Origin of the sequence: Longimicrobium sp., assembly GCA_036387335.1 — a bacterium.
In the GTDB taxonomy this organism is placed as follows: domain Bacteria; phylum Gemmatimonadota; class Gemmatimonadetes; order Longimicrobiales; family Longimicrobiaceae; genus Longimicrobium.
The window spans coordinates 1-23,107 of the sequence record DASVTZ010000014.1; the positions used below are offsets into that span (position 1 = coordinate 1).

Genomic DNA, 23,107 nt, shown 5'->3' on the forward strand with positions numbered 1-23,107 from the left:
CCACATCCCCGGTGCCGCGATAAACTAAATCCACCCACCTGAGCCGGGTGGCATCTCACAAGCATCCCAAGGATGCACGCATTCAGGTACGAGTTTGAGAGCCTGGAGAACCGGGGTGTTTCCCTCCGACGGGGCTACTATGACCTTTTCTGCCCCCAGAGCATCTCTGCCCAATCGATCCAGCAGTCATCGCTCGCTTCGAACCGTAGTCGTAGCCCTTGGCTCCACGAATTCTGTGTCACTTGCACGTGTCGGGTAATTGCGGGCGCAACTTGGGTTCCTCTGTCTCAACCGGGACGGTACGCTCGCTTAATCGGCGCAGCGCTAGCGTCGTGTAGGCGTACTTCCGGTTTCGCCGTGGTCGTAGTTGACGCCGGAAGGTTCGCTATAAGTCTCCTCATATACTTCAGTCAGTGCCGCCTCACATCGTGGACAGTATTCAAAGTGCGGGGACGAGTTCCGTGGTCCCACGTTCCAGCAGCGACTTCCATCTGCCCGCGAACCAACCCTCAGCGCTATGCGTTGCGGCGGGAAAGCATGGGAAATGTGCCGGGTTCGACCCGGACCGCCAGATCCCCGACATGTTGCATGCCGTGCGCGAGTGTCCGCCGCCAGTGATGAGCGGTCAGACCGTGTTTCTTCTGCAAGTTACTTCGCCGCAGGTTCGCTTCTCGGAACAGAATTAGCTCCACAATTTCAGGAAAACACTCCGCAATAAAGCAAAGCCGTTTTACGAGCGAAGGTGCCGCCGTGCGGCTTCGAAGAACTCCCCCTGACAAAAATGTGAGGTGATTTCGCGATCTTTGGCTGCCCCTAGACCTCGGGAGTGCCGTTGGTTCACGAGGATCCGCACTTTCGTGAGGACAGGAGGTCAGCTGCTGAAAATTGCCAATTCATGTGCGCCGTTTACGCTCAGGAGCTAAAGTCACTTTCCGGGGTGTTGCGTCCTAATACTCGAGCATACACGCGTGCGCCCGCACATTCACCCGTTCATTGGACATAAACCGGAAGTCCGTGGGTATTTTTTCATGGCGCCCCCGTGCAATTTGTCGTGAGTGTCCAACGCAGCAGGCAAATGCTCGGGTCGCAGAGGGAGTGCTCTGCAAGGACGTGCAGCTCGTTCTGATGACTTGCGGTCCACGGCGACTCCGATGGGGCGTAGCAGGCGGGATTGTACAACTTCAGCATTCCAGGATGCGCGGCGAAGTAGGCCCGCGGAGTCGGTTCGCTGCGAACCGCACGTGGGTTTGAACAATTGGTATCCTCGGTGATTTTGAACAATGAACAGCGAGCCTAGAAATCTATTAGTTTTCAAATAGCGCGTTTAAGGTCATCTGAACAGAATGCATACTACGCAAACCTCGCGAACGTCATGAAGACGTTGGATACGATCAGGAGCAGGATGGTCGTCATCGTTTCTGTGTGCATCTTCTTAGATCGTCGTTCAACCCTCGCCCGCGCTGCGCCTGCCGGAGCGGCGGGGCGCGAAGTCGAAGAGCTCGCTGCGCGCGTAGTGGCCGCTGACGTCCAGCGTCATGGACTCCTCGCGGATGCGGCCGAGGTCGAGCTCCGCCACGATCAGTCGGGGCTCGTCGTAGACCGGCTCCGCGATGTAGCGGCCGTCGGGGCCGATGATGGAGCTCCCGCCGCGCAGCACCCACGCGTCCGGCGACGCGATGCGGCCGGGGTGTGGCTCCAGTTCGGGCGGCAGGGCGGATGCGCGCATCAGCCCGCCCACGGCTAGGACGAAGCAGCGCCCCTCGAAGGCGTACTGTCGGCTGGCCACCTGGTGCATCTCGTGCGCGGTCGGCCACACGGCCACGTGCACGTCCTCGCCCGAGTCGTGCATCGCCTGGCGAGCGAGCGGCATCCAGTGCTCCCAGCAGATCAGTCCGCCGACGCGCGCGGCGGGGGTGTCGACGGCGCGGAGCCCTTCGGCGTCGCCGGGGCCCCACACCAGGCGCTCGGTGTAGGTGGGCACCAGCTTGCGATGGTGGTTCAGCAGCCGCCCGTCGGGCGCGAAGGTGAGGAGCGAGTTGAAGAGCGTACCGCGGCCGGGACCCGCCTCCACGCGCTCACTCACGCCCACCACCATCGTGCTCCCAGCATCCCGCGCGATGGCGGCGAGCGAGTCGGCGGCGGGGCCGGGGATCGCGACGCTGTCCCGCGCCATCCGCGCGAATACGGCCTTGGTGGGCGCGTGGTCCCAGAGCGCGGCGTCGCGGCACACGTCCAGCCACGCCGGATAGCCAGGGAGCCACGTCTCCGGAAAGGCGACGAGCTGCGCGCCGCGCTCCGCCGCCTCTCGCGCCAGCTCGGCCGTGCGCTGGAGCCCGGCTGCCAGGTCAGGCGCGACCTCGGCCTGCGCGATGGCGACGGTCAGGTTGGGTGATGTCATCGCCGACGTGTGTGCGAGGATATCCATGCGTCCGCCGATTCGGGTAGCTCTCCGGCGGTGCGGGCGCAAGGTGCGACGGCACGATGGGTCTCACGCGGAGGCGCGGAGACGCGGCACGATCCACGAGCAGGTTGACGTTCGTATCACCGTGATAAGATCCTGATTGCCCGTTCCTGGAGATTCGCTCGATGAACACCGCCGATTCCGCCGCGCCGCGCATCCTGCCACTCGCCGAAGCGCCCGTGGGGGAGCACGACCGGCGCCTGCTGGAGACGGTGCATCCATCCTCGTGGAGCAACCCCACTCCGAAGTCGAGCTATCACCTGGTGGTGCTCGGCGCGGGGACGGCGGGGCTGGTGACGGCGGCCATCGGCGCGGCGCTGGGGGCGCGCGTGGCGCTGGTGGAGCGCGGGCTGATGGGCGGCGATTGCCTGAACGTGGGGTGCGTCCCCTCCAAGGCGCTGATCCGCGCTGCCCGCGGGTGGAAGGCGGCCGCCGACGCCGCGGAGCGCTTCGGCGGTCCGCCCTCCGCCGGCGACGGTGACTTTGCCGCTGCGATGGAGCGCATGCGCCGCATCCGCGCCGACCTGAGTCCGGTGGATGGCGCGCGCCGCTTCCGCGATGAGTTGGGGGTCGACGTCTTTCTCGGTGAGGGGCGCTTCGTGTCCGGGGATGCGCTGGAGGTGGGAGGCGCGCGACTTCGCTTCCGCCGCGCGGTGGTTGCCACCGGAGGGCGCCCCGCCGTCCCGCGCATCGCTGGGCTGGCGGAGGTGGGCTACCTGACGAACGAGACGATCTTCTCGCTGACGGAGCGCCCGGAGCACCTCGTCGTCATCGGAGGCGGGCCGATCGGGTGCGAGCTGGCGCAGGCGTTCGTTCGCCTTGGCAGCCGCGTCACCGTACTGGACGACAAGGACCAGATCCTCCCCCACGACGACCCCGACGCCGCGGCCATCGTCGCGGACGCGCTCCGCCGCGACGGTGTGGAGATCGTGCTGGGAGTAAAGGTGGAGCGGGTGGCGCGCGACGGTGCGACGGTCAACGTGCGCTGGACGCGGGGCGGAGCGGCCGCGAGCATCGACGCCAGCCACCTCCTGATCGCCGCCGGCCGCGCGCCGAATGTGGAACACATGGGGCTGGAAGCCGCGGGCGTGGAGTGGAACGAGCACGGCGTGACGGTGGACGAGCATATGCGCACCACCAGCGCGCGCATCTACGCCATCGGAGACGTGGCGTCGAAGTATCGCTTCACCCACGCCGCCGATGCCCAGGCGCGCATGGTGGTGCGGAACGCCCTCTTCTTCGGCCGCGGCAAGGCGTCCGACCTGGTGATCCCCTGGTGCACCTACACCTCGCCCGAAGTGGCGCACGTGGGCATCACCGCGGGCGAGGCGAAGGAACAGGGCGACGAGACCATCACCATCCCGATGCGCGAGGTGGACCGCGCGCGCCTCGATGGCGAGGAGGACGGCTTCCTTCGCGTGCACCTGAAGGCCGGCACGGACCGCATCCTCGGCGCCACCCTCGTCGCTTCCCACGCCGGCGACCTCATCAGCCAGATCACCCAAGCGATGACCGCCGGCATCGGGCTGGGCAAAGTGGGCCAGACGATCTTCCCCTATCCCACGCAGGCCGAGGTCATCCGCAAAGCCGCCGACGCCTGGAGCCGCACCCGCCTCACGCCCGCCGCCAGGAAGGCGTTCAGCCTCTTCTTCCGCGCGCTGCGTTAGATATGATTCCCATCCTACAAGGCACGACCCTCCCATACGGTTTGTTCGCTTAACGGGCGGGGGAACTCCACGTGAGCGCCTGATTGCGGCAGGGGAGTGAACAGAACAAAGTCAGCCGCGGACTAGCGTGTCCACGGCTGCCTTCTTCATCCGCTCACCTCAGTTCCACCGGACGATTTCGCAGGAGCGCGGTAGGCTTGTCGCGGATCGTTGGGTTTGCCTGGGATCGTGTACTCCAATTCTCCGTCCCGGATCATCTGTGCCAGATACTTCTCTACGACGTACGCTTGCTCGCGCTGCAGAAGCCGGGCGAGGGATTCCGATCCAAACGGGCGCTCGCTGCAGATGCGGTAGATGAGTGCACGCAATTCGGGTTGCGGCGTTCTCCGTTTCAGTGTGCGTATCACTGCGCGCAGTTCTGGCGACAACTCCTCAGATTGATTTCCGAACTCCCCTGATTCAAATGACAACTCCCCTGATTGCGTTACGAACTCCCCGGATTTGATTTCGAACTCCCCGGATTCTGCAGCGCTGAATTCTCTTGCATCCGCAGCGTCGGCAATTCGCGTTACAGATGCGCGACGGCTCGGATTCAGGAGGCGGTCTGTCGCGGTGTAGTAAGTTGCGGAGCCTCGATCGTGCTGGCGGAGAAATCCAAGCTGACGAAGGCGGCGCAGCCGCATGCTTGCTTCCAGCGTGTCTACACCGGTCAGCTCACGGTAGATCGCATTTGAAATCCGTCCCGCCTCCCGTAGATGAACGAGCGCCTTGGCTTCATCGGTTGATAGGTTGGAGTCGGAGAAATTCGACAACCAGGCGAGATCTGTCTCGCTGAGCAGATGGTGAAAGAACAGCGTGGCGGTGAACTGATCCCGTTCGCGATCCGACTCGAAGGTAGGTGGAGCGAGGTTCGTCTGGCGCATCAGCTCACGCATCACCCGAACGCCGCTCCCCTTCGTTTCAGCGAAGAGGGTTTCGTGCAGGATCGCGGCGATGGCAGGGTTGCGAGTCTGCGACCCGGGCTCACCGAGTTGGTCCTCAGGTTTGAGCGAGTGCCCCGGATTGCGGATCTCCACACGGTTGGAGTAGCGGATGATCTGCGTCGCCCCGTGGGTGCGGTAGGTGCGATGCATTAGCGCGTTGACGACGGCCTCGCGTACCACGCGGTCTGGAATCCGAGGCAGGTCCCGACGCTGCAGTTCGCCCTCTGGAAGGCGAAACTGCTTGGGCATGTCGTCCATGATCGCGGCCTCTCCCCGTCGGATGAGACGCATCAGCGGATCGCGCATATCCAGCGTCTCGAACCGAGTTTCAGGATCCGTGATCCACTCGCGGCCGGGAACGCGGATATAATCGAGGCGCATCATCGGGAAGGTGCGCCTGAGCGTTGCGCGAGTCCCGAACAGCAGGACACCGGCGACGGTGGCCACCATCCTGCTCTCATGGCGCACAAGGCAGCCCAGGCCACGGAGCAGCTCAGCATCTGACCAGCGCAACTCCTCCGCGGACGCATTTGCACGCGCACGCTCACGCCGGTACTCCGCAATCGCGTCGGTGTCCAAGTCCGTCAACTCCACATCCGGAATGGGAGTCAGGTCGTAAGTCTGATGCTGACGGCCATGATAGAAGACAAGAAGGTCATCCTCGGTACACTTCTGATCCGACGACCCGATGCGGCGGTACGCGCCCCGAGGGAGGCCTTGTGCCGAGAAGTGGATGGGTTTGTCTCCTGCCGGAACTTCTGGGACGAACACACCGACCAGAACCTCACCGTCTACAACTTCCGACCACATCTCAGGGCGCACGATGCGATTGAACATCGACGCACATTGGGATGCAAGGTCAGCCTGCACCTTGTCTGGATCAGCGATGCCGACGGCACGGTACTCACGGTCGAAAAGGTCAGGTGTACGCTCGACGCCCAAGAGCAGGTATCCACCGCCAAGACCGGGCTCGTTTGACAGAGCACACACCGTCTGGAGCGTTGACTTCCCCGCTTGAGAGGAGGTCTTCGCCTCGACGCGCGGGTGCTCATCCAATTCATTGAGCTGCCGAAGCAGATCTGCGCAGGTTGGGTGCGTCACTTCAGTTCGCTACAGAGGGGATTTAGACCCGATGTCTTATTAATAAGGAGTGCAGCCGGATCACGCACCCTACCACCCCTGCACTTGGCGCACCCTGCGCGACTTGGTAGAGGGTCTCTGTGCAGGCGCTCAACACAATGGTGGGGTAACCTCCGTTAAGGGCCGCCAGTTTGGTTATCCCCTGCACCTGCACCGCGCCGGAGGTGGCGCACATGGGCATCACTGCGGATAAGGCGAAGGAGCAGGGCGCCGAGACAATCACCATCCCCATGCGCGAGGTGGACCGCGCGCGCCTCGACGGCGAGGAAGACGGCTTCCTTCGCGTGCACCTTTAAGGCCGGCACGGACCGCATCCTCGGCGCCACCCTCGTCGCCGCCCCCGCAGGCGACCTCATCAGCCAGATCACCCAGGCGATGACCGCCGGAATCGGGCTGGGCAAAGTGGGCGCGACCATCTTCCCCTATCCCACGCAGGCCGAGGTCATCCGCAAAGCCGCCGACGCCTGGAGCCGCACCCGCCTCACGCCCGCCGCCAGGAAGGCGTTCAGCCTCTTCTTCCGCGCGCTGGGCTGAGGGATCCTTCCGTTCGCCCACCGACCGGGTCAGCCGCCCCATGCATCGCATCCGCCGGATGGGTATCGTCGGGGCAATCCGATGACTTCTCCAACACGGGAGGATGCCATGACCCCCTTCGAATTTTCGGCCTCGGCACTGATCGATGCGGCGCCCGATGACGTGTACGCGCTGATCGCCGATTACCACGAGGGCCACACCCGCATCATCCCGCGGCCGCCGTTCGTGTCGCTGGAGGTGGAGGAGGGCGGCACGGGCAGCGGAACCGTGATCCGCGTCGGGATCAGGATGCTGGGCAAGGTGGTGCACGATCGCGCCGTCGTGAGCGAGCCCGAACCGGGGCGCGTGCTGGTCGAGACGAACGACAACGGGTACGCGACCTCGTTCACCGTGGAGCCGCGCGCGGACGGGCGGCAGTCCCACGTCACCATCGCCACGAAGATGCCGCCGCGCGGGGGCATCGGCGGAGCGCTGGAGCGTTGGCTCATGCCGCGCCTCCTGCGTCCGATGTACATCCGCGAGCTGGCGCTGCTGGACGCGGTGGCATCCTCGAGGTCGGCCGTGGCCGCATAGACGCCCGGCACTTCCCTACCTGACGTATTCCCGCCGCACGCTCTCGGCCACCGTGCGGGCGGAAAACGGCCGGCCCAGTGCGGTCGCGGCGGCGGAGAGGCGCGGGAGAAGGCCGGGCTCGGAGAAGACGCGGGCGAAGGCGGCGGTCATCTCGCCCCGGCTGCGGCCGGCGAGCGCGGCGCCGCTCCGCTCCAGGGCGCGCGTGTTCCCCTCCTCCGCGCCGGGGATGGGTCTGGTGAGGAGGAGGGGGCGGCCGAGCGCGAGCGCCTCGCTCACCGACAGTCCGCCGGCCTTGGTCGCCACCACGTCCGCCGCGGACATCAGCGACGGCAGCCCGCGCACGTAGCCGAGCACCCGCAGGCGCTCGGGCTGAAGCCGCAGCGTCTCCAGCCGCGCGCGCGCCACGTCGTTCCTCCCGCACACCGCCACGATGGTCGCCGCCGGATCGGCCCCGTCGAGCGCGGCGAAGACGGCCTCCTCCACTCCGATCCCCAGCCCGCCGCCGGCCACCAGCGCTACCGGCCGCTCCGGGTGCAGCCCCCACTCGGCCCGCGCATCCGCACACCCGGGGACCCGCGCCACCGACGGATCGATGGGAATGCCGGTCACCTCCACTGCCGCCCCGCGCGCCCGAGGCCGCAGCTCGTCCGCAAGCGCGTCCGTCGCGACGAAGTAGCGCCGCACGCCCGGCTGCACCCAGACGCGGTGCAGGGTGAAGTCGGTGATGGCGAGCGCGAACGGCGGCCACCCGGGCCGTCCCGCGGCGAGCTGGCAGGGGAGAAAGTGGGCGCACAGGCACGCGCTCCACGGACGCGTCAGTACGAGATCTTGGAAGGCGCGAAAGAGGATGCGGCGGGCCGCCGGAGCCCAGTGCGCCCGGTCGTGGTCCATCCCGTCGGTGAGGTGGTAGATCCCCTCCCACACCCGCGGCGCGCGCGCGGCGATCATCTCGAACCCCGCGCCGTACAGCGCGCGCACCCAACGCGGAGCCAGCGTCAGCAGGTCCACGTGCTCCACCCGGAGCGCGGGGTCCAGCTCGGCGAAGGCGGCTCGCAGCGCCTCCGCGGCGCGCAGGTGCCCGGTGCCGGTGGAGGCGGAAACGATCAGGACTCCGGGTCTCTCCATGTGCTCTCCGCGGCAGTGGGCACAACTCGTTGGACGGATCGCCGCGGCACGCAGCGTGCCCCCGCGCTGGGTTATTCGCGAAAGACGCCCCCACGCACCGGCACCTCGATTGACGCACCTCTGGTTCTTTGGCGCGGTGCTGGCCGCCGCGGCCGCCTTCGCCCTGCTCGAGATCCAGATCGAGGGAGGGGAGGGCGGCTGGGCCTCCAACCTCCCGACGTGGCGGATCGAGAACCGCTGGACGAAGCTGTTCTTCAGCGGGCGTCCGCTCACCGGCTACCACCTGTGGGTCCACGCGTGGGTGCTGGTGATGGCGCACCTCCCCTTCGCGCTCGGCTTCGCGCCCCCGTCGTTGCGCGGAGAGGCGCGGATCCTCGCCTTTCTGATCTTCTTCTGGATCGCCGAAGACTTCCTCTGGTTCGTCTTCAACCCCGCGTTCGGCCTGCGCCGCTTCACCCGCGACCACATCTGGTGGCACGCGCCGACGTGGTGGTGGATCGCCCCGCGCGACTACTGGATCTTCGCTCCGCTGGGCGCCGCCCTCTACTGGTACGCCACCAGGTAAAGGTGCCACGCCCCACGCCCCCTCTCACGATGACAGGAGGGCGCAGCCCTCTCCTGTTATCGGGAGAGGGGGCAGTCGAGTGTAACGAGACGGGGGTGAGGGCCTACACCAGCGCCGTCTCGATCTGCGCCGCCGCGGTCATCGTGCGGTGCACGGGGCAGCGGTCGGCGATCTCGCGCAGTCGCTCGCGCTGATCCGGAGTGAGCGGGCCCTCCAGGATCAGCTCGCGCCGGATGTGGTCCACGCACGGCGTGCCGGATGCGCATCGAGCCTCGTCCAGCGCGTGCACCTTGCCGTGGCGCATCCGCACCGAGACCTCCTCCAGCGGCCAACCTTTCCGCTCCGCGTACATCTTGACCGTCATCCCGGTGCACGCGCCCAGCCCGGCCATCAGGTAGTCGTACGGCGTCGGCCCCGCGTCCGCGCCGCCGACGGCGAGGGGCTCGTCGGCCACGAACACGTGCCGCCCGGCCGAGATCGCCGTGCGGAAGCCGGACGAACCCGTCACCGTCAGCACCTCGCCGGCGTCGGGAAGCTCCTCCAGCTTCGGGTGGGGGAGCTTGGGAAGGTGGCGCGATGCCCACGCCGCGATCGTCCGGCCGGCGTAGCGCGCGTCGTCGCGGTCGCTCAGCAGGTGGTCCGCGCCGTCCAGCGAGATGAAGCTCCGGCTGCCGCGCGCTCCCTGGAAGATCTTCATCGCGTGCTCCAGCGCCACCACCCGGTCTTCGGCGGAGTGGAGCACGAGGAGCGGAAGCTCCAGTTGGGCCAGCGCCTCGTCGATGCGGGCGCCGCGCAGGTCGTCCAGGAGCTGCCGCTTGACGACGAAAGGCCGCCCGCCGATGCGCACGGTGGCCGCTCCATCCGCCTCGATCCGCTCGCGCGATTCTCCGAGAAGCCCCGTCACGAGCCACGGATCGGAGGGCGCGCAGAGCGTCGCGACGGCGCGCAGGGAGGGGATGCGCCCGGCCGCCACCAGCGCCGCGGCGCCGCCGAGCGAGTGGCCCACGAGGAGCGCGGGCGCCATTCCGCGCGCCGCCAGGAACTCCGCCGCCGCGACCAGATCGGCCACGGCGGTGGTGAAGTTGGTCTCCGCGAACTCGCCCTCGCTCTCCCCCAGCCCCGTGAAGTCGAAGCGCAGCACCGCCAGCCCCTCGCCGTTGAGCGCGCGGGCGATGTTGACCACGGCGTTCAGGTTCTTGGAGCAGGTGAAGCAGTGCGCCAGCAGCACGCAGGCGCGCGGCTCCCCGCTCGGCGGCAGGTCCAGCCGGGCGGAAAGGCGCGCCCCGGATGCGCCTGGAAAGGTCAGCGGGATCGAGTGCACGTGGATGTCTCCGTGGAAAAGCAGCGCGCCGCCCCATCCCGGGAGCGGCGCGCGTGGTGGTGTCAGCCTTCCCGCGGCTCGAAGCGGAGCGCCACCCCGTTGTTGCAGTAGCGCTTTCCGGTGGGCGCCGGCCCGTCGGTGAAGACGTGCCCCTGGTGCCCGCCGCAGCGCGCGCAGTGGTACTCGGTGCGCGGCCAGATCAGCTTGAAGTCGCGCCTCGTCTCCAGGTGGCCGGGGATGGGGTCGAAGAAGCTCGGCCACCCCGTGCCGCTGTCGAACTTGGTGTCCGACGTGAAGAGCGGAAGCCCGCAGGCCGCGCACACGAAAGTCCCCGCGCGCTTCTCGTCGTTCAGCGGGCTGGTGAAGGCGCGCTCCGTGCTCTCCTCAAACAGCACGGCGTACTGCTGCGGCGTCAGCTCGCGCCGCCACTCGTCGTGCGGCTTCTCCAGCGGGGTGAAGTCCTGCGTCGCTTCAGACATCCTGCCTCCAATCGTTCGTCGTGTAGCGCCGGCCCGGGCCGGCTCCCTCCTCGTTGTACCCCCCCCGGGCCCCGCGGGTCGCCGCCAGCGCACGAACGGTTCCGTGGCGCATCTTCTGCACTGGCGCGCGTCCGGCACTCAACCGGGAAAGGGGAATGAGGAAGGATGAAGCGGGGCGCGGCGTCGCGTGGGGAGGGCTCGCCGGGATCGCGGTGGTTGCGGCGGCGTGGGTGGCGGATTCCTTTCGCCGGTCGCGGCGCGAGAGGGTCACGCACCGCATCCTGGTGGACGTACTCCTCAACGCCCTTACGGCCGATGACGCCATCACCGCGCGCCACAGCCGCCGCGTCGCGGACCTGAGCTTCGCCCTGGCGCAGCGGTACGGGATGAAGCGCCGCGAGCTGGCGACGCTCCGCGTGGGCGCGCTGCTGCACGACATGGGGAAGATCGACGACCGCTTCTTCCACATCGTCCACTCGCGCGACCCGCTCAGCGAGGACGAGCGTACGGAGATGGAGTTCCATCCGCACCTGAGCGCCCGCATCCTGGAGCCGCTGGAGCCGATCCACCCCGGCATCGCGGAGGTCGTCGCATCGCACCACGAGTGCTGGGACGGCAGCGGCTACCCCCGCGGCTGCGGTGGCGAAGAGATCCACCTCGGCGCGCGCATCATCGCCATCGCGGACGCGTTCGACGCGATGACGCAGCCGCGCGCGTACAAGGATGGGATGCCGGTGGACGAGGCGTTCGAGCGGCTGAAGAAGGGCGCCGGACGCCAGTTCGATCCGAGCCTCGTGGAGCTGGTGCACTGCCATCCCGTCCTCGACCAGTGGTGCGAGATCGCGTCCAACGGCCAGATCGACGAAAAGCGGGAGCAGGAGGAGGCGCTCAACGCCCCGCCTCCCACCCCCGAGAACCCGCCCGAGCTCGACAGCGGCCCTCCGGTCTGATAGGCCCAGAAAAGCCTCACACAGAGAGCACCGAGAGAACTACAAGCCGCGAATAGGGCGTCCAGCGGAGCTCATCCGCGCGTGGGGCGGCCCTCCGCCATGAGCGCCCGTTCGATGCGGCGGTCCGGCGCCACCCAGATCAGCGCCACCACGGAGTACATCACCCCCGCCATCCACGGGCGCATAAGCGCGACGGGAATCGCGGCGACGTAGATGAGCAGCGACAGCATCCCCTTGACGTCGTGGCTCAGAACGTCCCTGAGAATCGACTCGGCGGGCTGCGTCGCGACGATGATCCGCTGCAGGATCGTGTACGCGACCGCCGCCATCAGGAGCACCACGCCGTACGCCGCGGTGGGCACGGGCGCGAAGTGGTTCTCGCCCATCCACCCGGTCACGAACGGCACCAGCGACAGCCAGAAGAGCAGGTGCAGGTTCGCCCACAGGACCTGGCCGTCGATCCGGTGGGTGGCGTAGAGCATATGGTGATGGTTGTTCCAGTAGATGCCGACGTACACGAAGCTCAGCAGGTAGCTCAGCGCCACCGGCGCGAGGGGGCGGAGCGCCGCCAGCTCCGGGCTATGCGGCGCTTTGAACTCCAGCACCATGATGGTGATGATGATCGCGAGCACGCCGTCGCTGAACGCTTCCAGACGTCCCGATTCCATGATCGTCGATCGAGAGAGGAAAGGCTAATTACCTTCCAGCGCCATCATCACCAGCACCGGACCCTGCGCATCGATGCGGACGGGCGCGGTCGCCAGCGCCTCCGCCAGCAGCGGCGCGATCCAGGGCTGATCGGGGCGAAGGATGACGAGCCCGGCCCGCTCCAGCGCCGCCCCGTGCTCGCCCAGCACGCGCAGCGCCGCAAAGAACCGCCCCCGCAGTCGCCCGAAGTGCGCCGCGTCCGTGCTCCGATCGCGGAAGCGCTCCGCCAGCCACAGGTCCTGAGCCGCCAGCGCGAGCACCTGGAAGCGAGCCGCCTCGTCCGCCCCCTCGCGGACAGGCACCCTCTCCAGCACACCCGCGTCCCGCAGCCGCTCCTCCAGCGCATCCGCCGTCACCCCATCGAGCCCCAGGTAGTGCTCCAGCGCCGCCGCCACCTCCCCCGCCTCCCAGACCGAATCATCCCCAGACATCGCAACCGCGCGTTGTAAGTTCCCGCCATCGAACGGAGCACGCTTTCCTCTGCGCCACCTCTCTGCGTCTCCGCGCCTCCGCGTGAGACCCTTTACGATCCCGACTCGCGCAACGCACCCCGCGGCTCCAGCCTCATCCTCAACCCCTTCGCGCGCAGCGTGATCAGCGGCTCCGGCCTGGGCCCCACGCCCGGCACCGGCCGCAGCCTCCACCGCTGACCCAGCGTCGCCAGGGCAAGGATCCCTTCCATCCACGCGAACCCTTCGCCGATGCACTTCCGCGGCCCCCCGCCGAACGGGAAGTACGCGAACCGTGGAAGCGCCGCCTCCGCCTCGGGCGTCCACCGCTCCGGCCGGAACTCCAGCGGCGCATCCCAGAAGCGCGGGTCGCGTTGCGCGAGCCACGGGCTGACCAGCACCACCGACCCCCGCCGGATGCGGAACCCGCCGAGCTCGAAGTCTTCCTTCGGCTCCCGCCCGATCAGGTACGCCGGCGGAAAGAGCCGCATCGACTCCGCGAACACCCCGCGCGTGTACGGGAGCGCGGCTGCGTCCTCCGCGCCGGGCGTGCGGCCGCCGAGCACCGAGTCGATCTCGGCGTGGAAGCGCGCCTCGGCCTCCGGATTGGCGCCCAGCAGGTGCCACGTCCAGGACAGCGCGTTGGCCGTCGTCTCGTGCCCGGCCAGGAATAGCGTCAGCGTCTCGTCGCGAAGCTGCTCGTCGGTCATCCCGCCGCCGTCCCCCTCCTCGTCGCGCGCGGCGAGCAGCAGCCCCAGAAGGTCCGGCCGGTCCACCCCGCTCCTCCGCCGCTCCTCCACGATGCGCAGGATGGTGGAGTCCAGCCGCTCGCGCGCGCGGTGGAAGCGGAGCGTGCCGGGGACGGGGAGCCGGTCCAGGAGCGGGGCCAGCGGGTTGCTCAGGGGCGTGAAGAGGCCGAGCGCATCGGTCAGCGCCCGGCCGATCTCGTCCGCTTCCTCCTCCACCGCCGCCCCGAACAGCGTGCGCCCGGCGATGGCGAGCGTCATCCGGTTCATCTCGCGGCCGACGTCCACCGTGGCGCCGGCCGTCCACCCCTCCGCCGTCCGCGCGGAAAGGGCGGCGATCTCCCCCGCCAGCGCCGCGATCCGCTCGCGGTGAAAGGCAGGCTGCGCCAGCCGCCTCTGCCGCAGGTGGAAGTCGCCCTCGCTGGTCAGCAGCCCGTTGCCCAGCAGCACGCGGGCACGCTGAAGCGCCCGGCTCTTGATGAAGAGCCGGTGCCTCGTCACCAGCACGTCGCGCACACCCTCGGGGTCCGCGACGAGATAGAAGGGGATCGCGCCGACGCGCCAGCGTACCACGTCGCCGTAGCGGCGGTGCATCCGCTCCAGCATCCCCAGCACGTCGCGCCGCAGCGCGAGGATGGAGCGTACGGGCGCGCCTCCCCGCGGGCCGGGCGGGTGCGGGGCTTCCGCGGAGCTCACGCCCGGGCTAGTTGCCGCTGGCGGTGCGGATCAGGTTCCCGATCCGTCCCCAGCGCACCTCCGTCACGAACGGCAGCGCGTCCGGCGAAGTCTTGTCGTACGAGTAGTACAGGAACATCGGCTTCCCGCGGATCACCTCGCGCGGAATGAAGCCTTTGAAGCGCGAGTCCAGCGAGTGGTCGCGGTTGTCGCCCATCAGGAAGTAGTGCCCGGGTGGGACCACCAGCGGCCCCCAGTTGTTGCGCGTCGGCTGGTAGCTGCGCGGGTCGGCGCCGGGTGCCAGCGCCCGCCGGTGCCAGGTGGGCGCCTCCGGCTCCTGCACCTCGAGCGGCTCGTCGGGCGCCTGCTCGTAGATGGCGTACGGCTCGTTCAACCGCTTGCCGTTGCGGAACATCACCTTGTCCTTCATCTGGATCGTGTCGCCCGGCGTGCCGATCACCCGCTTCACCACGTCGATGATGGGGTTGTTGTACGTCGGGCGGAAGACCACGATCTCCCCCGGCCGCGGGTCGCGGATGGCGGGGAGCGCCACGTCCACCAGGGGAAGGTGCGCGCCGAAGATGGCGTTGTTGGCCATCAGGTAGTCGCCCACCAGGAGCGTGCGCTCCATGCTCTCGGACGGAATGGAGTACGCCTGCACCAGGAAGGTGCGGATGAAGAGGAACAGGACGACGGCGATGCCGACCGACTTGACCCACTCCAGCGTCTCGTTCTTGGCGGAGGCCTTGGCGGGGGTGCGGCGCTTGGCCACTCCCGCGGCGCTCCGGGTGTTGGGGGAAGCCACGAATCCGGATGCGGTTGAAGGACGCGCCCCGCAGTCCCACCCCCGGGGCGTCGGGGCAGCAGAAGTATCGGGGGCGGGGGAGGATAGCACAACCATCCGCCCCGTCTGCGGGGATACGCCGCCGCATTCTGAAAGTTTCCTCCTGTCCGGCGACGGCACTTGCTGGTACGGGAAAGATGTGTATCCATCAACGCAACTTTGTACTCGTGATCCTTTCTGCTTTGAGAGGATCGTGTGACAACCACCCGCCTATCCTAGAGCTGGGGAAGGCCCGGCGCACTGGACTGGGATGCGACACTCTCGGCCAGTCATGGCACTTCCAGAAAACGATAACGTGCTTACCCCGTTGCGCAAAGTGAACGAGGTGTTTATACTCGGGTCCACCCCCCTGCGCCACTAGATTCCCCCGCCGGACCAGCGGTAACCCCGGAGAACCCCGATGCAGACGGACCGCCTCCACCTCGACGAGCCCACCCCCCTTCCACAAAGAGCCGCTCTTCACCTGATCGAAGACGCTCCCCTGCAGTTCGGCGGCGAGGCCAGAACCGGCCCCGCCGACGAGCAACTGATGGCGCACTATGGCAGGACGGGGTGCGAGATGACCTTCCAGATCCTCCATACGCGCTGGCGCTCGCGCATCCGCGGCTACTTCTTCAAGCGGATCAACGACCGCACCCGTGCGGACGACCTGACGCAGATCGTCTTCATGCGCGTGCACAACAACCGCGAGCGCTACGATCCCGGTAAGCCATTCTCAGTCTGGATTCACGCCATCGCCGGGAACCTCACCATCAACGAGGGGCGCACCGAGTCGCGCCGCCGCGTGCATACGATGACGGACCTGGAGGGCGATCCCTCCGTGGTGCAGGCGCTCACCGAAGGACAGTCCGTGGAGGTGCGGCCGGACGACTTCACCTACCGGCGCCAGATCCGCGCGCAGGTCGAGCGCGAGCTGGGGCAGATGGACGTCATCTTCGCCGAGCCGTTCCGCCTCCATGAGCTCGAGGGGCACCCCTACGAGGAGATCTCCGAGGCGCTCAGCGTACCCGTGGGAACGGTGAAGAGCCGGATGCACCGCGCCCGCACGCAGCTCCGCGAGCGCCTCGGCCACCTGCGCGCCGAGATGATGGACGCGTCGCCCCTGTAGCATTCGGCGGCGTGAGAGAACGCTTTTCAGCCAAATAAAAACGTGCTATGTTTCTAAGTGTGCGGTACGCTCCGGCGTGCCGCGCGTCCGTACATCCCCTATCCGCCAGTCTCCTCCGAGCCGGTTCGCGCCCGCGTGCGGCTCTCCCACCCGCAGCAGCGACCCAGCATGAAGCCCGTGGTCCGCAGCCCGCTCCTCCTCGCCCTCGTCCTTGCCGTGCAGGCCGGCTGCCAGAACCCCGCCGGCGGCGACAAGAAGCCCCCCGTGGTGCAGACGCCCTCCATCAGCGGGGCCGTCCTCACGGCCGGCGGCGTCGGCAGCCTCACGGGTGCCCACCTGGACCAGCTGCCTGCGAGCATCACGGTCGATGGCGCCGCGGTCACCTGGACGTCGCGCACCGCCACCGAAGCGCGCTTCGCCATGCCCGCCGCCCGCCCCTGCGAGGTCGACGGCCGCCCGATCGAGATACAGGCGGGCACGCTGAGCCACACGGGTGCCCTGAAAGTCGCCACCACGATCGACCTCCAGGTGGGCGAGAGCCGCGTGCTCACCCGCGAGCAGCTCGCCACCCTCTGCCTGCAGCTCCCCGCCGGCACTAACCGCTACGTCTTCACAGCGCTGAACCCGAGCCTCGTGTACAGCCCGGCGGCGGACACGCTCTTCACCGTGCACGGCTGGACTGGCGCGGGCGGGTCCGCGGCGAGCGTCTCGCCCACGGTGTCACCCCGCCTGGCGGCGACGGCCACCGCGTCCCGCCTCGAGCAGCACGCCGCGCTACACACCCGCGAGTACCCGCGCCTGCGGAGCTCGGCCGGCCCCATCACCTACTCCGAAAGTCCGCCTTCGTTCGACCCGCGTTACGCCACCGCCACCGCTGGCGACACGGTGATCTGGGCGGATCTCTGGAACGACCCCTACGGCTGCGACAAGCCGCGCGACCAGGTACCCACCTTCCCAGTCGTCGTCGCCGCGACATCGGCTTCCGGGAAGACGGTGCTGGCCTTCGACGCCCGCAGCAAACACAGCGCCGGCTGGCGTTCCATCGAGACCCGCAATCGCCTCACCCGCGCCGCGGACATGATGGAGCGCTGGGCACTCCCCGCCGCCCGCGAGATCATGGGCTCCGACTTCCAGCCTCCGAAAGGTGCCGGAGGCAGGTGGTGGCACGTCTTCCGGAGCGACATCCCGGCCTGGACGTCTGATGGTCGAGTCGGTGCGCCCGTCTCGATCTGCCCCAACGCTTCGGAACTGATCGCGACCATCTCTCACGACCTTCCACCGGAGCATGACTCGCAGATGGAATATCTCGCGGGTCTCCTGATCCACGAATATGGACACAGCGCGGATTACGTATATGAAGTTCGGCGCTGGGGCACTTTCGGTGAGCATTTTTCCAGTTGGGCCGCGCACGAGGCTTGGGCGCAGACCTTCCAGGAAACCGCGGCCAGGCTCGCCAGCAATCAGCCCACCGCCGCGCGATACAGCGGCCTCGTCACCGGGGTGCCGTACGCCGACTTTTACCTGACCGGGTATGGCGAGAGCCCCCTGCAGACGCCCTGGGGAATTCTGGCTGGCGACCGGGGGGGATTTTACGATCAGGGTACACGTTTTCTGATGTTCCTTCGCGAGCAGTGGGGGGATGCTACTCTCGGAAGCTCCAGGGAGCGTTACTATGCTCGCGTGCTGGCGATCCCCCGATACGGTGTATCGGACATGACTGCCCTGGTCGGGATGGATGCTACGACGGCCCTCGATCGCTGGAGTTTGGCGGAGGCGATCGACGACATCGTGGACCCCGCAGTGGTGGCTGCACGCGGCCTCCCGCAGATCCAGACGTGGGTGCCGCAGGATAACGGGCCACTCTCGACCACGGCCATCTCCAAAACCGCCAACACCGCGCGCCGGCTGGTGGTGGGGCGCGGCAACTACGCAGCCGTCTACGCCTGGGACTACAATGCGGACGCAGGGAAGGGTGTCTCGCTCACGTTCGGAGGGTTCGGTTCGGCACCATTTATCGCCCGCATTACCCGGGTCAAGTAGGGAATCTGAAGAAGGCCAGCCCGTTCGGCTGGCCTTCTTAATTTTTCTGCCTGATACGCAGCGAAGGGTACACCCTGGAGGGCGCCCCCTCTGCTATTCCGCTCCGGCGTTCCGCGTAGAATCATGAGCAAGTCGTGCCGCCTCAATACGGCGCCTGGCCTGAATGCGGACGAGGCGACGGATCGAGTCTGTCTGCACTTTCACAGACGGAGAACCGTGGGCGTTGGCTCGTTGTGCTTGCCTGGTGGAGCCGCCTCCCGCCAGCCGCGCTGCCTTCGTCTCTGCCGGATGCGAGGCCGCCCAATCCTCCAGCCATCGATGAAGGGCCGGCATCACGGAATCGCGTGCATGTTTGTCTCGCGAGACGCGCAACACCGCTTGTTTGGTTCTCACGCTGACTTCGGGGACACTGATCAGGTTCTCCTCGTAGAGCATCTGGTCGATAGCAGCGGCTGCCAGGGCGGGAGCCAGGAGCGGTCGCTCGGCGCGCGCCGTGTCCTTGCCGCTCCACCCCCGGCTTACCTCTCGCGCCCGGCACCCGCCCTGACCCACTGCCAGAGCGGCGATCGCGGACACCATCAGCAAACCTCGCATCGTCATCAGGGGTGCTCCTCAGAGTGGTATTTGTGGCCCGCCGGGACCGCTTGACCCGATGCAGTCCGAGTAGCTGCGGCTACTCGGAATCGAATAGTACGCTGCGCCGACCCGGCCCCGGTCGTCCACCAGGTAGAGCGTTACTTCCTGCGACGCACACTGCTCCGGAGACAGCTCCAGCACCGTAGAGCGCGACTGGTAGCTTCCTCCTGGTCCATACGTGATGTCCAGGGGCTGCACGTACACCTCCCAGAACACGTTCACGATTCGGCCGTCTACGCTCTCACCCGAGCCGGTCAGCCGGTGCGTCCCATCGATCACCTCTGCGGCGATGGCTCCCGTCGGGGTGGAGGGCGGCGGCACGAGCCGCTCGAAGCCCCTCGTGCAGGTGAAGAAGAGAGGGCCAGTTTCGTTGATGCAGTCGCTGCCTCTCCACTCGGAGCGGGTGTGGTCGTAGAAGCCGCTCTGCGAGGTGGTCTGGCCGTTCGCATCCAGTACGTAGAGGGTCACCCAGGCCTCATCGGGCACCCAGTGGGGGCCACCGTCGAAGGCGCCCGTTGCGCTGCCGAGGTTCGCGTTGAGCACGAGTGGGTGCTGCGCCAGATCAGGTGACTGGGGCCACCCTCCCGCGCTGCTCCCCTCGGTTGTGAGCACACGCCAGACTCCCCGCTGGACGCTGCCGGACGATTTCTGATCGTTGCTGAAGAAGTTGTAGGCGCTTGGGCCATTTCTGGAGTCGTACCTGTAGGGTGCGACCTGGTCGCCGTTCCCGCTGTAGGAGAACTTTCGCTCAAACTTGTCGTCCGTTTGCCAGAATTCGACCTGGAACTCGGCCCAGGCACGCACGATCGGTACGTCTCCCTGGGATTCGTCCAGCAGGACCTCCCAGCGTGCGTTTCCTGACTCCTTGGGGCACTGGTTGTCCCAGGGGACGTCCCAGCAAAAGTCCCTCGGATCGAACCACCACCCGCGGTAGCGCCACTTCAGCCGAGCGCGGGTCATCTTCAGTACCCTCACATTCTGGCAATTCTCCCTGCTCATCCGGCCGTCCTCGTCTACCACTCTCAGGCAGACGTGGAAGACCCCTGCCGTGTCATATGCGCGGCGGACGCTCGAAGTGCTCAACTCATCAGTCGCCACACCGGTACTCCCGGGCACGAACCGGTTGCCGTCCCAGCGCATTCCGTCCACATCCCAACTCCAGATGTACTTCGTAATCGCGCGGCCGATTGGACTCGACGAGTCTTTCCCGTCCAGGATAAACCACTTGCGCACGTACACAGAGCCTGGCGTGTTCCATTTGGCGAGGGGTGTCGCATCTGTGATTCGATTGCGAAAGCTGTCCTGCGCTTGATACATATCTGCATCCCCATCATAGACTCTCACCTTCGCGAGGAGCGCGGTGGCCCAAGCGGCTCTGAGTGAGGTCACGAACGTGTGGTTCTTCCTTGCCTCAACGATCGCGCATCTAGGATTGGGCGTTCCCGCCACCAGCGCCCCGTTTTCAGGGGTAACCGTGAGGCAGAGAGTTCGAGTGGCGTTGCTCTGATTGCTCGTCAGATAGTTGATCGTCTTAACCTCTCCCTCGATCCAGAGCATATCCGGAGGGGTGGGCGGCACACGCAGCGTCGGGTTCGCCAGTTGGAGACCAGCGGTGACGGTGAACGTCTGCGCGGCGGTGAGGCTCGCGGCCTGATCCACGGCGGTGACGGTCACCTGATTGGTCCAGAGGTGCTCGGCAGCCGCAACGACGGAAACCGCCTGCGTCACTCCCGCGGCGCCGAAGGGGGTGCCGATCTCCACGCACGACGCTGGGGATGGGGACGGGGAGACGACGCTGCCGGCGGCGGCCGATCCGGCGCTGACCACCGTGGTGAAGCAGTAGCTCACGGCCACGTTGCTCTGGCTGGTCAGGACGGCAGACCCGCTCCCGCTCTGGCCCGGGAGGAGGGTCTGCGACGGGAACGCGGAGAGGAGGGGCGCCGCGCGGATGATCCGCGGCGTGACCCGGAAGCCGCCGGACGCGATGAGCGATGCATCACCCGTGTCCTCCACCCGGATCGCGAGGTCGGAGGGGACGCCGCCGTACGCGTTCGCAGGGATCCCGTAGGTGAACGACGCGGCGGCCGAGCCGTATGCCGGGATCGTCAGGCTCGCCGGGTCGGCGGGGTCGGGGACGGCGGCGGGGTTGGACGAGCTCACCGGGGCGGAGAACGTCCGCGGTGCGTTGGCGCAGTTCTCGATCGTGTAGGTGACGGTCGCGACCGTGCCGGGCGCCTGTGGTTGTGCGGGTACCCCGCTAGGTCCCGCGAGCGTCGGGGCGCACAGGTCGAGCGCCGTGGTCACCGCGAAGCTGGACGGCGTGCCGAGGGCCGCGTCGCTCGCCTGGAGCGTGGGGCGGCTGCGCGTGAGGTGGACGGAGCGGTCCTTCATGCGGTACGGCAGGGAGACGCTTCGCATTTCGAACGGCGCAAACGACTCCGTCCGCGACGCGCCGGCAGGGAGCACGTCCGTGTCCCCGTCCGTCGCGAGCGTGATATCGCGCTGCGCGTTGGTGCAGTTCTGGAGCTGCCAGATCACGTTGAAGGCGGCGCCAGGTCGCTCGGTCCGGTCGGCGGGCGCGCCGACGACGCTGGGGGCGCAGACCTCGAGCTTCGTGCGCACGACGAAGTCGGCGATGTTGCTGGATGGCGGCACGTACTGCGGATCCACGTCCGCGACGAAGAGCCTGCCGCGGCTCTCGGTGCCGGCCAGCGAGGGGCGCTTGAGCCGATACGTCACCTGCACGCGGTGCGAGCCACCGCGCGGGATCGACACCGCCGCGCCCGTGCCCTGTGCGCTCACGACCTGGAGGTCGGCGGTGGCTTCAGCGCGGATGTTGAAGTCGCGTCGCGCGTTGGAGCTGTTGACCACGGACCATTCCGAGGTGAACTGCTCGTCCTGGCCGGCGCCGCGCGCGGCGGGTGCGGCGATCGACGGCATTCCCGGGACGAACCGGGCCGTGACGCGGAAGCACTGGCGCGCCGGCGGCAGCGTTCTGGCCTCGGCATCGGAGAACGACATGCAGGCGTCGCGAGACTCGAAGCCGTCCGTCGCGGGATCAAGGACGTATTCCAAGTCGGTCGTGCGGGGAACGCCGCGGGCATAGGGATGGCTCCCCAGCTCGGCGGAGGGGGCGCGGGAGAGCCCCGCCTGCTCGGTCGCCGCGAGCACCATCATCCGCCGCATGTTGGTGTGGCTCGTAGAGGTCCAGCGCACCGGGATTCCGTCTCCGGGCGTGACCGTCACATCCGCGGGATCGGAGAGCTCCAGCGGACCCAGCACCAGCTCCGTGGCGACGCTGAAGAAGCCGTTCAGCGCAGGGCACGGGTCGTCGTTCGCTTCCAGTGGCAGGACCGACACCTGGCCGGCTTCGGCGTTGGGATCGAGCTGGAAGCTGGCGGTGACCGTCTGAGACCCGCCCGCGGGCACCGTCACGGTCGCGGGTCCCGTGGCCATCGGGATCACCGACGCGTTGCTGGAGGAGAATGCGAGTGAGAAGCTGCGGGAGCTCGTGCCCGGATTCGTCAGCGTGAACACGCCCGTGCCCGGCTGCCCCGGCCGCAGGTTCTGGTCAGCCGGGGACGCGAGGGTGGGTGTCGGGTCGCACACGGGAGCGGACGGCGGCGTGCTCACCGCAGTGTCCACGGGGGTGCTGGGCACTGGCGTGGTGATGGCGACCTCGGAGGCGCCGACGTTCTCCGTTGTGTTCGGATCGTCCTCGCCCGCCCAGCACTGGACGCGGTTGAGCGCGTTCGAGACATAGGGCGAGTAGTCAACCGAGCAGCGCTGCCCGGTCTTCACGTGCCGCACGCGCAGGTACGCGCGCCGGCCGCCGCCCTCGAGGCGACCCTCCTCCACCACCACGCCGGGAGAGCGGCGGAAGCCCTGGCCGTCGAGCTGCTCCAGGGTTCCGAGCGAGCCGGTCCGCTGGCGGAGGACCTGCTGCTGGTTGACGAAGTGCACCAGGTCCTGGCGCATCTCGGCTTCGGCGGCGCGGGCACGGTACAGGCCCGTGGCGGCGTAACCGGCGCCGGCCACGATACCGAGAACCACCAGCACCATCAGGATCTCCACTCCGGTGAATCCGCGGGTGTTGCGCGTTG

At 67.7% G+C, this 23,107-nt stretch carries 18 protein-coding genes; 8 read left to right on the forward strand and 10 right to left on the reverse strand.

Features of this window, described 5'->3' with window-relative positions; translation table 11 throughout:
* Positions 1-1,444: 1,444 nt before the first annotated feature.
* Positions 1,445-2,425, reverse strand: coding sequence for a carbon-nitrogen hydrolase family protein (locus tag VF647_01070; protein HEX8450650.1), 981 nt, complete (start codon positions 2,423-2,425; stop codon positions 1,445-1,447).
* Between the two features lie 161 nt (positions 2,426-2,586).
* On the opposite strand from VF647_01070, the gene VF647_01075 reads away from it, so the two are divergent.
* Positions 2,587-4,128 carry a mercuric reductase gene (locus tag VF647_01075; GenBank protein HEX8450651.1) on the forward strand — a complete coding sequence of 514 codons (1,542 nt, stop codon included), beginning with the start codon at positions 2,587-2,589 and terminating at the stop codon, positions 4,126-4,128.
* A gap of 146 nt (positions 4,129-4,274) precedes the next feature.
* On the opposite strand, the gene VF647_01080 is transcribed toward VF647_01075, so the two are convergent.
* A complete protein-coding gene (locus VF647_01080) occupies positions 4,275-6,212 on the reverse strand; it encodes an ATP-binding protein (protein HEX8450652.1) in 1,938 nt (645 codons plus the stop codon).
* 170 nt (positions 6,213-6,382) lie between these two features.
* Between VF647_01080 and VF647_01085 the strand changes: the two genes are divergently transcribed.
* The 3 genes from VF647_01085 (at position 6,383) to VF647_01095 (ending at position 7,358) form a co-directional block, all read left to right on the forward strand.
* Positions 6,383-6,547: a hypothetical protein gene (locus tag VF647_01085; GenBank protein HEX8450653.1), complete on the forward strand. Its 165-nt coding sequence runs from the start codon at positions 6,383-6,385 to the stop codon at positions 6,545-6,547.
* 16 nt (positions 6,548-6,563) lie between these two features.
* Entirely contained in the window at positions 6,564-6,785 is a 222-nt protein-coding gene (locus tag VF647_01090) for a hypothetical protein (protein ID HEX8450654.1), read from the forward strand.
* 108 nt (positions 6,786-6,893) lie between these two features.
* Complete coding sequence (locus VF647_01095; protein HEX8450655.1) at positions 6,894-7,358, forward strand: SRPBCC family protein; 465 nt, start codon at positions 6,894-6,896, stop codon at positions 7,356-7,358.
* A gap of 15 nt (positions 7,359-7,373) precedes the next feature.
* On the opposite strand, the gene VF647_01100 is transcribed toward VF647_01095, so the two are convergent.
* Positions 7,374-8,483 carry a glycosyltransferase gene (locus tag VF647_01100; GenBank protein HEX8450656.1) on the reverse strand — a complete coding sequence of 370 codons (1,110 nt, stop codon included), beginning with the start codon at positions 8,481-8,483 and terminating at the stop codon, positions 7,374-7,376.
* 109 nt (positions 8,484-8,592) lie between these two features.
* Between VF647_01100 and VF647_01105 the strand changes: the two genes are divergently transcribed.
* Positions 8,593-9,048: a hypothetical protein gene (locus tag VF647_01105; GenBank protein HEX8450657.1), complete on the forward strand. Its 456-nt coding sequence runs from the start codon at positions 8,593-8,595 to the stop codon at positions 9,046-9,048.
* A 103-nt stretch (positions 9,049-9,151) separates the two neighbouring features.
* Here VF647_01105 and VF647_01110 read toward each other — a convergent pair whose 3' ends face one another.
* Both VF647_01110 and msrB read right to left on the reverse strand, forming a co-directional pair.
* Positions 9,152-10,369 carry an alpha/beta fold hydrolase gene (locus VF647_01110; GenBank protein HEX8450658.1) on the reverse strand — a complete coding sequence of 406 codons (1,218 nt, stop codon included), beginning with the start codon at positions 10,367-10,369 and terminating at the stop codon, positions 9,152-9,154.
* Between the two features lie 62 nt (positions 10,370-10,431).
* Positions 10,432-10,848, reverse strand: coding sequence for a peptide-methionine (R)-S-oxide reductase MsrB (gene msrB, locus VF647_01115; GenBank protein ID HEX8450659.1), 417 nt, complete (start codon positions 10,846-10,848; stop codon positions 10,432-10,434).
* 155 nt (positions 10,849-11,003) lie between these two features.
* On the opposite strand from msrB, the gene VF647_01120 reads away from it, so the two are divergent.
* On the forward strand, positions 11,004-11,798 hold the full coding sequence (locus VF647_01120) for an HD domain-containing phosphohydrolase (protein ID HEX8450660.1): 795 nt from the start codon (positions 11,004-11,006) through the stop codon (positions 11,796-11,798).
* A 71-nt stretch (positions 11,799-11,869) separates the two neighbouring features.
* Here VF647_01120 and VF647_01125 read toward each other — a convergent pair whose 3' ends face one another.
* From VF647_01125 to lepB, 4 genes are all read right to left on the reverse strand, one after another.
* Positions 11,870-12,466 (reverse strand): TMEM175 family protein, encoded by a 597-nt coding sequence (locus tag VF647_01125; GenBank protein ID HEX8450661.1) that lies wholly within the window; start codon positions 12,464-12,466, stop codon positions 11,870-11,872.
* 24 nt (positions 12,467-12,490) lie between these two features.
* Positions 12,491-12,937 (reverse strand): hypothetical protein, encoded by a 447-nt coding sequence (locus tag VF647_01130; GenBank protein HEX8450662.1) that lies wholly within the window; start codon positions 12,935-12,937, stop codon positions 12,491-12,493.
* A 92-nt stretch (positions 12,938-13,029) separates the two neighbouring features.
* The gene (locus VF647_01135) at positions 13,030-14,397 is read right to left on the reverse strand and encodes a cytochrome P450 (protein HEX8450663.1); all 1,368 of its coding nucleotides are present in this window, start codon (positions 14,395-14,397) and stop codon (positions 13,030-13,032) included.
* Positions 14,398-14,404: 7 nt separating this feature from the next.
* Positions 14,405-15,181, reverse strand: coding sequence for a signal peptidase I (lepB, locus tag VF647_01140; protein HEX8450664.1), 777 nt, complete (start codon positions 15,179-15,181; stop codon positions 14,405-14,407).
* A gap of 439 nt (positions 15,182-15,620) precedes the next feature.
* On the opposite strand from lepB, the gene VF647_01145 reads away from it, so the two are divergent.
* Positions 15,621-16,328 carry an RNA polymerase sigma factor gene (locus tag VF647_01145; protein ID HEX8450665.1) on the forward strand — a complete coding sequence of 236 codons (708 nt, stop codon included), beginning with the start codon at positions 15,621-15,623 and terminating at the stop codon, positions 16,326-16,328.
* A gap of 168 nt (positions 16,329-16,496) precedes the next feature.
* On the forward strand, positions 16,497-18,368 hold the full coding sequence (locus VF647_01150) for a hypothetical protein (GenBank protein HEX8450666.1): 1,872 nt from the start codon (positions 16,497-16,499) through the stop codon (positions 18,366-18,368).
* Between the two features lie 612 nt (positions 18,369-18,980).
* On the opposite strand, the gene VF647_01155 is transcribed toward VF647_01150, so the two are convergent.
* The gene (locus VF647_01155; protein HEX8450667.1) at positions 18,981-23,078 is read right to left on the reverse strand and encodes a hypothetical protein; all 4,098 of its coding nucleotides are present in this window, start codon (positions 23,076-23,078) and stop codon (positions 18,981-18,983) included.
* Positions 23,079-23,107: the final 29 nt, after the last annotated feature.

Bases quoted from the DNA above. Each gene is read 5' to 3' on its own strand.
- VF647_01070 (HEX8450650.1), bottom strand. From the start codon at position 2,425: ATGGATATCCTCGCACACACGTCGGCGATGACATCACCCAACCTGACC.
- VF647_01075 (HEX8450651.1), top strand. From the start codon at position 2,587: ATGAACACCGCCGATTCCGCCGCGCCGCGCATCCTGCCACTCGCCGAA.
- VF647_01095 (HEX8450655.1), top strand. From the start codon at position 6,894: ATGACCCCCTTCGAATTTTCGGCCTCGGCACTGATCGATGCGGCGCCC.
- VF647_01100 (HEX8450656.1), bottom strand. From the start codon at position 8,483: ATGGAGAGACCCGGAGTCCTGATCGTTTCCGCCTCCACCGGCACCGGG.
- msrB (HEX8450659.1), bottom strand. From the start codon at position 10,848: ATGTCTGAAGCGACGCAGGACTTCACCCCGCTGGAGAAGCCGCACGAC.
- VF647_01120 (HEX8450660.1), top strand. From the start codon at position 11,004: ATGAGGAAGGATGAAGCGGGGCGCGGCGTCGCGTGGGGAGGGCTCGCC.
- VF647_01125 (HEX8450661.1), bottom strand. From the start codon at position 12,466: ATGGAATCGGGACGTCTGGAAGCGTTCAGCGACGGCGTGCTCGCGATC.
- VF647_01130 (HEX8450662.1), bottom strand. From the start codon at position 12,937: ATGTCTGGGGATGATTCGGTCTGGGAGGCGGGGGAGGTGGCGGCGGCG.
- VF647_01145 (HEX8450665.1), top strand. From the start codon at position 15,621: ATGCAGACGGACCGCCTCCACCTCGACGAGCCCACCCCCCTTCCACAA.
- VF647_01150 (HEX8450666.1), top strand. From the start codon at position 16,497: ATGAAGCCCGTGGTCCGCAGCCCGCTCCTCCTCGCCCTCGTCCTTGCC.